15 protein-coding genes are annotated in these 14237 nt (G+C 39.9%); 9 read left to right on the top strand and 6 right to left on the bottom strand.

The annotated features are described in order from the left end of the window. The first annotated feature begins 436 nt into the window (after window positions 1-436). Window positions 437-1339, top strand: a complete 903-nt coding sequence (locus tag J2T03_RS12950; protein WP_307211616.1) for a DUF6268 family outer membrane beta-barrel protein — start codon at window positions 437-439, stop codon at window positions 1337-1339. Between the two features lie 58 nt (window positions 1340-1397). Here the strand turns inward: J2T03_RS12950 and J2T03_RS12945 are convergent, their stop codons facing one another. From J2T03_RS12945 to pepT, 6 genes are all read right to left on the bottom strand, one after another. Further along, window positions 1398-2132: a LytR/AlgR family response regulator transcription factor gene (locus J2T03_RS12945; RefSeq protein WP_306840925.1), complete on the bottom strand. Its 735-nt coding sequence runs from the start codon at window positions 2130-2132 to the stop codon at window positions 1398-1400. Continuing rightward, entirely contained in the window at window positions 2122-3183 is a 1062-nt protein-coding gene (locus J2T03_RS12940; RefSeq protein WP_307211614.1) for a sensor histidine kinase, read from the bottom strand. Before J2T03_RS12940 ends, J2T03_RS12945 begins: the two co-directional genes overlap by 11 nt. 77 nt (window positions 3184-3260) lie before the next feature. Then, complete coding sequence (locus tag J2T03_RS12935; protein WP_307211612.1) at window positions 3261-3857, bottom strand: porin family protein; 597 nt, start codon at window positions 3855-3857, stop codon at window positions 3261-3263. 152 nt (window positions 3858-4009) lie between these two features. Next, window positions 4010-4258: a hypothetical protein gene (locus tag J2T03_RS12930; protein ID WP_307211609.1), complete on the bottom strand. Its 249-nt coding sequence runs from the start codon at window positions 4256-4258 to the stop codon at window positions 4010-4012. A gap of 153 nt (window positions 4259-4411) precedes the next feature. Beyond that, window positions 4412-4981, bottom strand: coding sequence for an energy transducer TonB (locus J2T03_RS12925; RefSeq protein ID WP_307211607.1), 570 nt, complete (start codon window positions 4979-4981; stop codon window positions 4412-4414). Window positions 4982-4987: 6 nt separating this feature from the next. After that, complete coding sequence (gene pepT / locus J2T03_RS12920) at window positions 4988-6235, bottom strand: peptidase T (RefSeq protein ID WP_306840916.1); 1248 nt, start codon at window positions 6233-6235, stop codon at window positions 4988-4990. A gap of 156 nt (window positions 6236-6391) precedes the next feature. Here pepT and J2T03_RS12915 point away from each other — a divergent pair, with 156 nt between their 5' ends. The 8 genes from J2T03_RS12915 to J2T03_RS12880 all read left to right on the top strand — a co-directional run bounded on the left by J2T03_RS12915 (window position 6392) and on the right by J2T03_RS12880 (window position 14224). Beyond that, window positions 6392-6808: an RrF2 family transcriptional regulator gene (locus tag J2T03_RS12915; RefSeq protein WP_306840914.1), complete on the top strand. Its 417-nt coding sequence runs from the start codon at window positions 6392-6394 to the stop codon at window positions 6806-6808. A gap of 84 nt (window positions 6809-6892) precedes the next feature. After that, on the top strand, window positions 6893-7606 hold the full coding sequence (locus J2T03_RS12910) for a phosphoadenylyl-sulfate reductase (RefSeq protein WP_306840913.1): 714 nt from the start codon (window positions 6893-6895) through the stop codon (window positions 7604-7606). 10 nt (window positions 7607-7616) lie between these two features. Next, window positions 7617-8525 carry a sulfate adenylyltransferase subunit CysD gene (cysD, locus tag J2T03_RS12905; protein ID WP_307211605.1) on the top strand — a complete coding sequence of 303 codons (909 nt, stop codon included), beginning with the start codon at window positions 7617-7619 and terminating at the stop codon, window positions 8523-8525. A gap of 115 nt (window positions 8526-8640) precedes the next feature. Next, complete coding sequence (locus J2T03_RS12900) at window positions 8641-9879, top strand: sulfate adenylyltransferase subunit 1 (RefSeq protein ID WP_307211602.1); 1239 nt, start codon at window positions 8641-8643, stop codon at window positions 9877-9879. Window positions 9880-9882: 3 nt separating this feature from the next. Next, window positions 9883-10713, top strand: a complete 831-nt coding sequence (gene epsC, locus J2T03_RS12895; RefSeq protein ID WP_307211600.1) for a serine O-acetyltransferase EpsC — start codon at window positions 9883-9885, stop codon at window positions 10711-10713. Between the two features lie 30 nt (window positions 10714-10743). Then, window positions 10744-11655 (top strand): cysteine synthase A, encoded by a 912-nt coding sequence (cysK, locus tag J2T03_RS12890; protein WP_306840908.1) that lies wholly within the window; start codon window positions 10744-10746, stop codon window positions 11653-11655. A gap of 24 nt (window positions 11656-11679) precedes the next feature. Then, window positions 11680-12525: a uroporphyrinogen-III C-methyltransferase gene (gene cobA / locus J2T03_RS12885; RefSeq protein WP_307211598.1), complete on the top strand. Its 846-nt coding sequence runs from the start codon at window positions 11680-11682 to the stop codon at window positions 12523-12525. Continuing rightward, window positions 12515-14224, top strand: a complete 1710-nt coding sequence (locus tag J2T03_RS12880) for a diflavin oxidoreductase (protein WP_307211596.1) — start codon at window positions 12515-12517, stop codon at window positions 14222-14224. The genes cobA and J2T03_RS12880 overlap by 11 nt, the downstream gene beginning before the upstream one ends. The last annotated feature ends 13 nt before the right edge of the window (window positions 14225-14237 follow it).

The following is a 14237-nucleotide window of genomic DNA, read 5'->3' as shown; positions in this document are numbered from 1 at the left end:
ATAGAACTATATTTAATTTGAATATTGTAGAAAACCGCAGCTCTTTTTTGCTGTGGTTTTTGTTTAGCTGAATAATATTAAAAAAGCTGACCAATGCCGGACCACACAGAGAGGGAAAAAGATTAAACACCACCTGAAAACAATTATCTCTAATAAAGAATTTATCAGTAATACTATGATACGAAGTATCACCTTCGCTTCTTTGATCATCTTCTGTGTTCAGGCATCGCATTCGTTGCAGCTTGGTTTATTTGCCGTTCATTTAAGAAAAAAACCTTAGTATAATGAAATTCTAGCAGGTTTCATCTTACATACGATAAAGTACGATTTGTCTATTATCATGATATTTTTCCGTTTGGTCATATCATTTGAGCACTTAATCAAGTAATTTTTGTGTCCGTTCCTTAAAAGTCTCTCTTTGCATAAAATTTAAATTATGAAGAGAAATCTTTTAGCAGTATCCTTCTGCCTGCTCGGATATTGGGTCAGTGGACAATCCGGAATATCAGGAGAGCTTAAGACTGAATATATCCCTTTTTCCAGGTACATCCGCCCCGAAGACAGTGTGAAAACCAATTCTAAAAGTAACTTTAAAAGAGCTGATCTTAACCTCAGCATTCCATTGTCCGTAAAAAAAGACAGCAGTGGTAAAGTGAAGGCCTGGTCACTTTTACTTAGCGGATCATACGCGAAAATGGCTCATAAGGACTATGAAAAGCAGCTGTTTCCTGATCAAATGCTAAATGCGCAAGCCGGAATCCAGCATATAAGACCATTAGGAAAAAAATGGAGCATGATGATGACAGCCACAGTAGGGGTTTATACAGATCTGGAGCAGATAAGTTCCGACGATATTCTCGGACAGGGAGGCATATTATTTATTAGGCATTTCAATCCTAATCTGGCTTTGGGGGGAGGGCCTGTGTTGACAACTGCGTTTGGAGTTCCTATGATATTGCCGTGGATCTATTTCGACTGGAAAACAAATGGCAAAATTAAATTCAACATCAACTTCCCGGAAGGAATGGAAGCAGGCTACCTATTTTCAAACAGATTCGCTTTAAAGGCTGTTGTAAACCTTAGTGGGATGACGGTAGAAAGAAACAAAGACGGAAAATCAATGTTGCTGGGCTACCAACAGATCACAGCCGGAATCAGGCCGGAACTGAAGCTGAATGATAAGCTGAGTCTCCGCCTTACAGGAGGAACAGTCCTGCTGAGGAGCTTCAATGAGAACGACAGGAAGATCAAAAGTATTTTCAAAGAAAAAAAGATGGATGATCCCAAGTTTGCCAGCACATTTTATGCAGCCGTATCACTGAGATGGAACTTACCTTAAGGAATTAAGGTAGGATGGAAACGGAAGAAGGAAATCCGCCTCCCTCTTCATTTCCTGGTTACTTGCTGATAAGCTTCTTATAAACCACCTGATTGAGCAATTCCTCTTTTCGGGTGCGGGAAATAGGGAGCTCTGTTTTATTGATGTAAAGTCGTCCCCCTGAAATCATATCGATATGGGTGATATTGACCAGGAAAGATTTGTGAATCCTGAAAAAATGTTCTGACGGCAGGGATTCTTCAATGGCTTTCATGGTCTGATGAATGACTAAAAACTTGTCTTTAAAATGCAGTTTCGTATAGTTCTGCATACTTTCAATATAAAGAATATCTACCCAGGAGACTTTTATGAAGGTATCAGACTGTCTTACATACAGAAAAGGATCATCAAAAGGAGAGTTCTTCTTCATCTTTTCAGAAACAATAAACTGCTGTTGCGCCTTGTTCACGGCCTGGTAAAAACGGTTAAAGGCAATGGGTTTCAGAAGATAATCCACAACCTGCAGCCGGTAACCTTCCAGGGCATATTCGGAATAGGCGGTTGTGAGAATGCATAAAGGCGGATTTTCAAGCTGTTCGAGGAATTCAAGACCGCTTAAATAGGGCATATTAATATCCAGAAAAAGAAGATCAATTTCCTTTTCCTTTACTATTGCATCGGCTTCCAGTGCTGTGGCACACGTACCCTCAACGGATAAAAAATCGATCTGGTCAGCCAGCTCTTTGAGGTGAAACCTGGCCAGAGGCTCGTCATCGATGATCAGGCATTTCATTTTAGGGATATTACTGCTCATTATTGTCAGATAATTGTAGGGTTAAAGTTACTTTATATACATTATCGGCTGCCACAATGGTAAGTTCGTGAGCATTCGGGTACTGTAATTTCAAACGCTTTTGTACATTTTGAAGACCAATTCCGCCGGAACCGTCTTTCTTTTTATAAGTTGCCGGTTCTGAATAAGAGTTTTCGGCATAAAACAAAAGAAAACTGTCTTTCTCTATACAGGAAATCTTTACATAGCCCTTGTGGCCAGGCAGTCTGCAAACATACTTAAATGCGTTCTCGATAAATGGAACCAGAAGGAGAGGGGCAATAAATGATCTGTTATTTCCGGTATTCCAGTCCGCATTTACTTCCAGCTCATTTCCCCATCTTAATTTTTCAACTTCTACCAGATTCTGCAGATGTTCAATATCCTTATCCAGCGGAACCAGGCTCTGGCTGCAGTGATAGAGCTGGTAACGAAGAATATCTGAAAATTTGAGGAGCAGATAATCAGCAAGTTTCGTATCTGTTTTCATTAAAATATGGATATGATTTAAAATGTTGAAAACCACATGAGGGTTGATCTGATCCTGCAGCAGCTTGAGCTGATTTTCTAAATGAGCCTGCTGAAGAAGAATATGATCCCGTTCTATTTTTCCATGCTCCTGGTAAAATTTGATGCCGCAGGTAGATCCGTTGATGAGAAATGAGGCGGGAAGAGCAAGATAGAATCCCTGCCATAAAAAAGGAAGATGATCAATAAAATGATCAGGAAGTTGGTTTTTTGAATTGATCTCAATATATGTAAAGATCAGGGAATAAATAAAGCTTAATAAAAGAACGGATCCTGTGACATGGATTAGAAATAGCTTCATTTTTTTTGACCGTAAGGCTTTCGGAAGAAGTTTTGTCGTAAGAAAATGAGTCAGAAAAAATGAGGTAACTACCAGGGCAATAGTCTGATAGATGGATGAAACCTTATCAGAAGTAGCCTGTAAATTAATATATACTGCGGCGGCAAATACAAGCCAGAAAATGATAATAAAAATATATTCTCTTAAAATAAATGGTTTAGTCATGGAGAAATAAAGTAGAGTTATAAAAAATTAGAAACTGCAGGGGCACAGTTTCTAATAAGTAAAGATAATTTAAGTTTTTAGAATAAGAAATAGCCTATCCCGAGACTAAAGCCGTTGGGCTTAGATTTAAACTCCTTACTGATGCTTGTAAGTCCTGTTTCGTACCTGAGGTCCGCTGTAAAGTTTTTATAATCTATCCCAATACCTCCAGTAATTCCGATGTTTGATTTATCAAAGCTTTTAAAACCTTCCTTCAATGATTTGGATGTTGAAAGATTGTTTTTGAAAGCATAGCTATAGACGCCTCCGGCAAATGCTCTTACATTAAAATCCTTAGTATTTACAAATTTATAACCAATTACTATCGGGAGATCAATAGAGTTCCAGGTCAGTTTTGGAGAGCTTCCGTCTTTGGAATTGTAAGAAGTCTTTCTTTTGTTGAATAAAGCTTCCCCCTGCACATAGAGGCTTCCAATATCCATTCTTGTCATAATTCCTCCCTGATATCCAAAGCCATATTTTCCCTCCAATGCAGAAGACTCCGTTGATGTTTTTGTGTAGGTTGCTCCACCTTTTATTCCAATATGGAAAGCTGGAGTTTGCTGTGCTTTGGTTTCAACCGAACAGGTGATGCATAATAAAAGTGAGCTGAATGCTAAAATTTGTTGTTTCATAAATTGCTGTAATAATTTGATGCAAAACAACAACTATGTAGGAGGCAATGAAATTTTATTTGATGAACGGCAGAGATGCTTGGATAAGACTCTGTTTTTATTTGAAAAAGAATAAAAAAAAATCGGAAGATCTACCTTCCGATGAATGTCCGTTAAAATGGCTCTTCTTCACAAATAGTTGGGGGTATACATCCGCCTGTACCGCCTCCGCCTGGATTTCCTCCACCTACGGCAATACATCTTCCCGGGTTTCCGTCATCATCCATCTCACAGGCTTTTCCGAAGGTACATTCACAGTCTGTCCAGCAATACGCAGAATCACCATTCATGTGGCATCCGCTTATTCCGGAACCGAGAATCGTCGACAGATCCTTTCTCATAAGTTTTTTCATTTTTCTCATAATAATTGATTTTTAAGGTTAAAAGTTTGATGTGTAGGTAAATATAGTCAAAAAAAATATTTATTTTTCATCAATAAGAGAAATAATAGAGGTTAAACTTATTTTAAATGGTATGAAATAACAAACCCGCTGTCTATACAACGGGTCTGAGTATTATTTACTGAAATTTAATTGTAAAGGAAGACTGACTACAGAAAGTACCGGCCGCCCGTTCGATTCTGCGGGCTTCCATTTGCCCTTATCCTTAATACGGTGAACACCTGCTTCTATAAATGCATTTACATCTTCATTATTGCCCTTCACTTTCACATGATATACATTCCCTTTAGAGTCCAGGGTGAACTTTAAAGTTATTTTATAAGGATTAACTGCAAAATTCAGGAAGCTGAGGTCTACAGCTTCGTTTAAAAGCTTTTGAAACGAAGCCTTTCCCGTTGCATATTCAGCTTCTTTAGTAATCTTGGGAGCTATAGGGGGCGGAACATCCTTTATCGTTTTCTTTTCTTCCTCAGAGATTTTCTCTAAAGCATTTTTGTATGCCGTTATTTTCTCCTCAGTAAGAAGCCACTCTTGCTTAGTTTTTAAATCATTAGGCTTAGGGTATTTTTTGTACAGAGCCTTTTTCTTTCTTTCATAGCGGGAATCGGCTTTATCAAATTCAGAGATCTGTGCCTGGCTGAAGACAAAAGATATGATGAATACTAATGCTAAGAGTCTTTTCATTATCTATTAAGCTTTTACAATATTAATGATCACCTCAACTGCTTTCTCCATACTCTCCAGGGCAACGTATTCGTAAGGCCCGTGGAAGTTCATTCCTCCTGCGAAAATATTTGGACATGGAAGCCCCATATAAGATAGCTGAGCTCCGTCTGTTCCTCCTCGGATTGCCTTTATTTTAGGCTCAATATTCGCTTCTTTCATAGCTTTTGCAGCAAGGTCTATGATGTGCATTTTTCCTTCAAACTGCTGCTTCATGTTTCTGTATTGCTCTTTTATTTCCACTTCAGCAGTTCCTTCACCATATTTCTGATTGAATTCAGCTACTTTTTCCTCCATGAATTTTTTTCTGGCTTCATATTTTTCCTCATCATGATCACGGATGATATATTGAAGCTTAGCTTCAGAAATATCAGCTGTAATATCCATTAAATGATAAAATCCTTCAAAACCTCTGGTTGTAGCCGGAGTTTCATTCGCAGGAAGCATCTGGACAAATTCAGCGGCTAAAAGACCCGCATTCACCATTTTTCCGTAAGCATACCCCGGGTGAACGCTCAATCCGTGGATTTTTACCACAGCCCCTGCAGCATTGAAGTTTTCATATTCCAATTCTCCCACTTCGCTCCCATCCATGGTATAGGCCCATTCTGCACCGAATTTAGCCACGTCAAATTTATGGGCACCTCTTCCGATCTCTTCATCAGGAGTGAAACCTACAGCAATTCTTCCGTGCTTGATTTCTGGGTGTGCAATAAGATATTCAGCGGCCGTTACAATTTCTGCACAGCCCGCTTTATCATCAGCACCTAAAAGCGTATTTCCGTCCGTAGTAATAAGCGTCTGCCCGATATATTTTTTTAAGCTTTCGAATTTTGAAGAAGACAGAGTGAATCCGGTAGTTTCATTTAAAAGGAGATCACCACCGTCATAGTTTTCCCAAATCTGAGGCTTTACATTTTCCCCGCTGAAATCCGGAGAAGTGTCATAATGTGAGATAAACCCGATTGTCGGCCTGTCGTTATTCTCTAAATTAGAAGGAACATAGCCCATAATATAACCGTTGTCATCAATGGAAACATCTGCCAGACCGATCGTTTTCAGTTCTTCAGCAATATAGTTTGCAATGTCCCACTGGCGTGGAGTAGAAGGGGTTGCTTCGCTTTCCGCATCACTGGTTGAATATATCTTTACATAAGCGAGAAAACGGTTCAGCAATTTCTCTTTCCACAATGGGTTGAATTCTATTATACTCATCGATCATAAATTTCCAACAAATATACAATGTAAATTTTTCAAATCTAAAATTTAGACCATCTTTCTGGCATATTTCAACCCGTAAAAGAGCTTCCGTTTTTCAATTCCAGATCGTGATTTCGATAATCAAATAAATTGTTATAACTTGCATCAATTATGATGTCCAAACGTTGCAAATATGCTTTGAAAGCAATGGTCAGATTGGCAAGAAACTACAATCAGGGGTTTTTGTCGACTGCTATTATTGCACAGGATGAGAATATTTCCAAAAAATTTTTAGAACAGATTCTTCTTGAGCTGAAAAGGGCTAAACTGGTCAACAGTAAGCAGGGAACAACAGGCGGTTATTATCTCCTGAAGTCGCCTGATGACATCTCACTGGCAGATATCTACCGTATTTTTGAAGGTCCGATTGCGTTAACTCCCTGTATTTCATTGAATTTCTATGAGCCTTGTGACGATTGTGTTGATGAGGCGACATGCTATCTTAGAAATGAACTGATCATTGTCAGAGAAAAAACCAGGAAAAGCATGATGGAAGCTACCCTTACTTCCTTTATAAAAAACAGCTGAAATTTTTTTTAATTTTTATATCCTACTAATTTGGTAGGATAAATAGGATTTATATATATTTGCAGAAGTTAATTTCAATTCAACATGGAAAATACTCTGAAAATAGAATTTAATAACCTACTTGAAAATGCCTCTACAGGTGTTTTAAATGCCGATTTTTTGCAGATTCTGGCAGAAAAATTTCCAGGAGAAGTTATATTTTCTACCAGCTTCAGTTATGAAGATCAGGTTGTGAACCACCTGATAAAAAACCTTGATATTGATATTTTCACGCTCGATACGGGAAGACTTTTTGAACAGACCTATGAAACCTGGACCTCATCCAGGGCTTTTTTCAAAAAGAACATCAAAGCATATTATCCGGATCCGGAAGCGTTGCAGAAATTCGTCTCGGAAAACGGGCCGGATTCCTTTTATCAGTCTGTGGAAAAAAGAAAAGAATGCTGTAATATCAGAAAGGTGCAGCCTCTGAAAAAAGCTCTTCAGGGATACAAAGTCTGGATAACGGGATTGCGTTCAGAACACTCCGCAGGCAGAGGGCAGATGCCGCAGCTGGAATGGGATCCGGATCATCAGATCATTAAATTTCATCCCATTCTTCACTGGACTACACAGCAGGTGGCAGAATATGTTCAGACCCATCAGCTGCCTTATAATTACCTCCATAAAAAAGGATTTGTAAGCATCGGATGCGAGCCCTGCACCAGAGCCATTAAAGAAGGAGAAGATTTCAGAGCCGGCCGTTGGTGGTGGGAGGATGCAGATAAGAAAGAATGCGGCTTACATGTTCATCAATAAAAAATATACTATGTCATTATATCAATTAAATTATTTAGATCAGTTAGAGTCCGAGTCCATTTACATCCTGAGGGAGGTGGCAGGACAGTTTGAACGTCCGGCTTTACTGTTCAGTGGTGGAAAAGACAGTATTGTTCTGGCCCATCTGGCAGCAAAAGCATTTCCTCACGGAAAGATCCCTTTTACATTTGTACATGTCGACACCGGACACAATTTTCCGGAAGTGTTAAGCTTCAGAGATCAGCTGGCCGAAGAACTGAATGTGGATCTGGTTGTACGGAAAGTGGAAGATACCATTCAGAAAAGAAAACTGACAGAACCAAAAGGGAAGTTTCCGAGCCGTAACTGGCTTCAGACTTTTACACTGCTTGACGTAATTGAAGAATTTGAATTTGATGCATGCATCGGCGGAGCAAGGAGAGATGAAGAAAAGGCCCGGGCTAAAGAAAGAATATTTTCTGTAAGAGACGAATTCGGACAGTGGGACCCGAAACTTCAAAGACCAGAGCTGTGGAATATTTTCAATGGTAAAATCCATAAAGGTGAAAATGTAAGGGTTTTCCCGATAAGCAACTGGACAGAACTTGACGTCTGGAACTATATCCGCAGAGAGCATATAGATCTGCCATCCATTTACTTTTCTCACGAAAGAGAAGTCGTAGACCTTAATGGGCAGTGGATTGCTAATTCTGAGTTTGCCGTACTGGAGGAAAGTGACATCGTAACAACAAAAAGGATCCGTTACCGCACCGTAGGCGATATGACTTGCACCGCAGCCGTAGAATCTGAAGCGGCTACCGTTGACAGGGTGATTGAAGAAATTGTGGCCACCAGAATTTCGGAAAGAGGAGAGACCAGGATTGACGATCGCGTTACCGAAGCAGCCATGGAAGATAGAAAAAAAGGAGGCTATTTCTAATAGGTAATGAGCAATGAGTAATAAGCAATAAATCAAAAGCTTACTATTACTTATTACCAATGACTCATTACTCATCATTTATCAATCATCATTTATCACTTATAAATAAAAAAACGTGGATATATTAAGATTAATAACAGCAGGAAGCGTAGATGACGGTAAAAGTACCCTCATTGGTAGACTGCTTTACGATAGCAAGAGTATTTTACAGGATCAGCTGGAAGTACTTGAAAAACACTCTAAAAACAAAAACGATGATGGGGTAGACCTTGCTCTTTTAACGGATGGGCTCCGTGCAGAAAGAGAACAGGGAATTACCATTGATGTCGCTTACCGATATTTTTCGACATCAAAAAGAAAATTTATTATTGCAGATGCTCCGGGTCATGTTCAGTACACCCGAAACATGATTACCGGGGCTTCTAATTCAGATCTTATGGTCATCCTTATCGATGCCCGTAAAGGAGTTATTGAGCAGACGAGGAGACATTCCATTATTGCCTCATTACTTAAGCTGAAAAAAGTAGCTGTTGCCATTAATAAAATGGATATGGTCGATTATTCAGAAGATGTTTTTGAAACCATAAAAGCTGAATATTCTAAGATTGCAGAAGGATTAGGTTTGAATGATGTTACCTATTTCCCCATTTCTGCGCTAAAAGGGGATAACATTGTTTCTTTATCTCCTGTTACAGACTGGTATAAAGGAAGCTCTCTTCTTGAATATCTGGAAGAAGTACAGCTTGATCAGGAGCAGAACAGCGGCAGCCGTTTTCAGGTGCAGTATGTCATCCGCCCGCAGACCGAAGAATTACATGATTACCGCGGTTATGCCGGGCAGATCGTAAGCGGCAGTTTTCAGAAAGGCCATAAAATAGCCATACTTCCGGCAGGGATTATCACAGAAATTTCTGCAATAGAAGTTAATGGAGCTGAGGTGCAGGAAGCATTTGAAGGACAGTCTGTTGTCATCCAGATCAAAGATGATATAGATGTGAGTAGAGGAGATTTCTTTACTTCGGCAGAAGACCTTCCCAATGTTGAAAAAGAAATAGAAGTACTACTGTGCTGGCTTGATCATAAGACCATGCAGCCGGGCAATAAATATTTATTGCAGCATCACAGCAGACAGTTAAAAGCCGTAGTAAAACAGGTCGATTATAAGATCAATGTCAATACACTGGAAAAAGAAACGGCTGAAGAGGATATAAAGCTCAATGAAATTGCCAAAGTAACGATACGGACAGCACAGCCTTTAGTATTTGATGATTTTATAAGCAATAAAAAAACGGGATCCGCTATTCTCGTAGATGAGACATCCAATGCCACTGTTGCGGCCTGTATAATTCAGTAAAAAATGAAGATACCAGATCATTTTATTAAGAAGATTCTTGAAAAAAAGCAGATCAGTTCCACCCGGTTCTTTGATCAGAACAAAATGGAAAATTTTGTTACAGAGCTGTATAATGTCCTGTTTCTTCCAAAACAGATCAACACAGGCGGTCAGCTCCAGTATGAATTTCAGGAACTGAGTAAGCTTCTTTTGGACTTAATGGGAAGTACAGCGGCCGATGAGGTTTCCGCCGAACAGCAGACCCATACTTTTTTTCTGGCCGTGCCTGTTATTTATGACAAGTTGATTCTTGATGCTGAATCTATCCTGGAATTTGATCCTGCAACAGAGTCTTTGGAAGAGATACTTCTTTCTTATCCCGGGTTTTTTGCGACCTATGTCTATAGAATTTCGCATCAGCTTTGGATTCAAAAAGTAAAAACGCTGCCGCGTGTAATCTCAGAATATGCGCACAGCAGGACGGGAATAGACATTCATCCCGGTGCGGTCATTGGTGACCATTTCTTTATTGACCACGGAACCGGGATCGTGATCGGGGAAACCACAGTAATAGGGAATCATGTGAAACTGTATCAGGGAGTAACGCTCGGAGCGTTAAATGTTTCAAAAGATAAAGCCAATGAGAAAAGGCATCCCAATATTGAAGACCATGTGATCATTTACTCAGGAGCGACCATTTTAGGAGGAGATACAACCATCGGAAGAGACAGCGTCATCGGAGGAAATGTGTGGGTCACCCAAAATGTACCTTCCAATTCCTTAGTCTATAATAAAAGTGAAATAAAAATAAAAGATAACGGACCTCTTCCTGAATCTTTAACATTTGTGATATAAACAGCAAAAATAACATAAAATTGAATAGGTATGAAGTTCCAAAACACACTAGAAACCATCGGAAATACCCCGGTCGTAAAAATTAATAAACTTTTTGATGCCGGGCATGAAGTCTGGATCAAGATGGAAAAAGCTAATCCTGGCGGAAGCATCAAAGACAGAATAGCTCTATCCATGATTGAAGATGCCGAATCTAAAGGACTTTTGAATAAAGACAGTGTTATCATAGAACCTACAAGCGGGAATACAGGAATTGGGCTTGCCCTGGTAGCCGCTGTAAAAAATTATAAGCTGATTCTCGTGATGCCGGAAAGCATGAGTTTGGAACGCCGTAAAATTATGGAATCATACGGAGCAGAATTTGTTCTGACCCCCAGAGAAAAAGGAATGAAAGGAGCCATTGAAAAAGCGGAGGAATTAGCAAAAGAAACCCCGAATTCATGGATCCCGAGACAGTTCGACAATCCGGCTAATGTTAAAGTACACGTTGAAACCACCGCCCAGGAAATCCTCAAAGACTTTCCGGAGGGATTAGACTACCTTATCACCGGAGTCGGAACCGGAGGACATATCACCGGAATTGCACAGGTACTTAAGCAGAAGTTTCCCAATATCAAAGTAATTGCTGTTGAGCCCGAACTGTCCCCCGTACTCAGTGGAGGTGCTCCCGCTCCGCATCCGCTGCAGGGTTTGGGTGCCGGATTTATTCCTTCCATACTTGATACCGCTATCTTAGATGAAATTGTTCAGATCACTAAAGATGAAGCTTTTGAATACACAAAAAATGCCGCTAAAAAAGAAGGCCTTTTCGTTGGGATTTCCACAGGAGCAGCTTTAGCAGCAGTAGCAAAAAAGCTGCCTGAAATTCCTGAAGGATCTACCATTCTAACGGTAAACTATGATACGGGCGAAAGATATCTGTCCATCGAAGGACTGTTCTAAGAGCCTCTAATAAAAAGATTAAAAATGAAACAAAATAATAATTCACCACAAGTTTTCCTTGTAGGTGCAGGACCCGGCGACCCTGATCTCATCACGGTAAAAGCTGTAAAAGCCATTGCTGTAGCTGACGTTATCCTATGTGACCGTCTTGTAAGCCCGGAAATATTAGCCCGTTACGCCAATAAAAAAACCGAAATTATTTATGTCGGAAAAGAATGCAGTAAAAATGCCTCTACACCGCAGTCCCGGATCAATACATTAATCGTTGACTATGCCTCTCAAGGAAAGATCGTGGTAAGGCTTAAAGGAGGAGATATATCTTTCTTTTCCAATGTTCTGGACGAACTGAAGGCGCTCAAAGAACATCATATTTCATTTGAAATTATACCGGGTATTACAGCGGCTTCAGGTGCAGCAGCTTATGCTGGGATACCTTTAACTGCTAGAGGTTATGCCACATCAGTCCGTTTTCTAACCTATTATAAAACAGAAATTCTCAGTGATGAATACTGGGAAGAACTTGGAACATCAGAAGATACCCTTGTTTTTTATATGTCTAAAGGAAACCTGAATGGGTTGGTAGATAAATTTTTAGCATTGGGAAAAACAGGTGATAAAAAGATTGCGGTCATTGAACAGGCTACCACACCTTATCAGAAAGTATACACCTCATCCCTAGAAGATTTTCATACAAACTTTGCAAATAAAGACTTTGTATCCCCATCACTGGTTATTATCGGTAAAGTGGTGAACCTGCACCTGGATTTTTCCTGGCTGAAAACACCTATACAGGAAGGGATTTACTTTAAATCTGTAACTAACGGAACTTTGGTGTCAAACAATCAAAACCTATTCGAATATGCTGTCTGAAACTAAATTAAAAGCCCTTAAAGAAATATCCGGAGGTTTTTCAAGAGATGAAGCTATCTGGGCCAGCGGCTTTCTGGCGGGTCTTGCAGGCTCTTCTGCTGCAATACAGGAGATACTTCCTCTTGCTGCTCATCCCGAAACGGTTTCTGCAAAGAAAATTACCCTGGCCTATGGTACTGAAACAGGTAACAGCAAAAAGCTGGCTGTAGAACTTGCGGGAATCATCAAGAAAAAAGGTATTCAGGTAAAGCTGGCGGACCTTTCCCAGTATAAGCCGAAAGACCTTGCCAAAGAAGACCTTTTCTTTATCATCATCAGCACCCAGGGAGAAGGGGAGCCGCCTATTCTTGCGAAGAAGTTTTACGATTACCTTCATGAAAACGATTTGGATATCAGTAATTTAAAGTTTGGAGTTCTGGCTTTGGGCGACAGCAGTTACCCTCTGTTCTGCAAAACTGGTGAGGACATCGATTCCCGTTTTGAAATACTGGGAGCACAGCGTATTCTTCCTTTAAAAAAATGTGATATTGATTACGAAGAAGAAGCTCATGCCTGGGCCGAACATATTCTGGATATTGCTGATAAAACGAAAGAAAGCAGCCAGAAAAGTACGGTTGGTCCCAAAATATCAACCGGAAGAAAAAAATACCATGGAAAAATTTCGACAATCATCAATTTAAATGATGTAGGGTCTGATAAAGAAACCTATCACATTGAAATAGAAACAGAAGAACCTTTAATCTACAGCCCGGGTGATGCATTGGGAGTTATCGCCTTCAACCCGAAACATGAAGTGGATGAGATCATTAGCCTTACCGGGATCGACCCTCAGAAACAGATCAAAACAGCAAAAATTACGGACAGTGCAGAAGAACTTCTCTACAAACACCTTAATATCAGCTATCTGCTTAAAAATACAGTCGCTCAATATGCACAGATCACCGGACATCATATTCCTGAAGTAAGATTAAGTCTTCTTGACTTGCTGCGAATTTATCCGGTGAAAAATGCCGATGAATTTGAACAGCTTATTCCTGTTTTAACAGGCCAGTCACCACGTTTATATTCCATTTCTTCATCCCTTGAAGCTCATGGAGATACCGAAATTCACATCACCGTGGCGAAGTCTGAATTTTTTATTAATGATAAAAAGCAGAACGGGCTCTGCAGCAGTTTCCTTGCTGAATTTAAGGAAGGAGAAAACCTTGAATTTTATATTCAGGAAGCCAAACATTTCAGACTTCCCAAGCCAGATAAAGATATCATTATGATTGGTCCCGGAACTGGAATTGCCCCTTTCAGGTCTTTTCTGTACGAGCGCGATGCCATTGGAGCAGAAGGAAGAAACTGGCTCTTTTTCGGAGACCGGACTTTTGTTTCAGATTTTCTTTATCAGTCCGAAATCCAAGACTTTCTGAAAACAGGGACTCTAAATCATCTCGATCTGGCCTTTTCCAGAGACACTTCCGAAAAAATATACGTTCAGCACAGGCTGAAGCAAAAAGCACAGGAAGTATATCACTGGCTGGAAAGCGGAGCGTCCCTCTATATCTGCGGAACCAGGGATCCCATGAGTAAAGATGTTGAAAAAACCATTCTGGACATTCTGCAGGATAAAGGAAAGCACAGCCTGGAAGAAGCTTATGCCTACCTTGAAGACTTAGAACTCAGCGGCAGATATGTAAAAGATGTGTACTAAATTGTAAATGGAT

Origin of the sequence: Chryseobacterium lathyri (assembly GCF_030812195.1) — a bacterium.
Lineage (GTDB): Bacteria > Bacteroidota > Bacteroidia > Flavobacteriales > Weeksellaceae > Chryseobacterium > Chryseobacterium lathyri_A.
Note: the sequence above shows the minus strand (reverse complement) of the source record. Positions and strands in the feature narration are given on the sequence as shown.

Bases quoted from the DNA above. Each gene is read 5' to 3' on its own strand.
- J2T03_RS12950 (WP_307211616.1), top strand. From the start codon at position 437: ATGAAGAGAAATCTTTTAGCAGTATCCTTCTGCCTGCTCGGATATTGG.
- J2T03_RS12945 (WP_306840925.1), bottom strand. From the start codon at position 2,132: ATGAGCAGTAATATCCCTAAAATGAAATGCCTGATCATCGATGACGAG.
- J2T03_RS12940 (WP_307211614.1), bottom strand. From the start codon at position 3,183: ATGACTAAACCATTTATTTTAAGAGAATATATTTTTATTATCATTTTC.
- J2T03_RS12935 (WP_307211612.1), bottom strand. From the start codon at position 3,857: ATGAAACAACAAATTTTAGCATTCAGCTCACTTTTATTATGCATCACC.
- J2T03_RS12930 (WP_307211609.1), bottom strand. From the start codon at position 4,258: ATGAGAAAAATGAAAAAACTTATGAGAAAGGATCTGTCGACGATTCTC.
- J2T03_RS12925 (WP_307211607.1), bottom strand. From the start codon at position 4,981: ATGAAAAGACTCTTAGCATTAGTATTCATCATATCTTTTGTCTTCAGC.
- pepT (WP_306840916.1), bottom strand. From the start codon at position 6,235: ATGAGTATAATAGAATTCAACCCATTGTGGAAAGAGAAATTGCTGAAC.
- J2T03_RS12915 (WP_306840914.1), top strand. From the start codon at position 6,392: ATGATGTCCAAACGTTGCAAATATGCTTTGAAAGCAATGGTCAGATTG.
- J2T03_RS12910 (WP_306840913.1), top strand. From the start codon at position 6,893: ATGGAAAATACTCTGAAAATAGAATTTAATAACCTACTTGAAAATGCC.
- cysD (WP_307211605.1), top strand. From the start codon at position 7,617: ATGTCATTATATCAATTAAATTATTTAGATCAGTTAGAGTCCGAGTCC.
- epsC (WP_307211600.1), top strand. From the start codon at position 9,883: ATGAAGATACCAGATCATTTTATTAAGAAGATTCTTGAAAAAAAGCAG.
- cysK (WP_306840908.1), top strand. From the start codon at position 10,744: ATGAAGTTCCAAAACACACTAGAAACCATCGGAAATACCCCGGTCGTA.
- cobA (WP_307211598.1), top strand. From the start codon at position 11,680: ATGAAACAAAATAATAATTCACCACAAGTTTTCCTTGTAGGTGCAGGA.
- J2T03_RS12880 (WP_307211596.1), top strand. From the start codon at position 12,515: ATGCTGTCTGAAACTAAATTAAAAGCCCTTAAAGAAATATCCGGAGGT.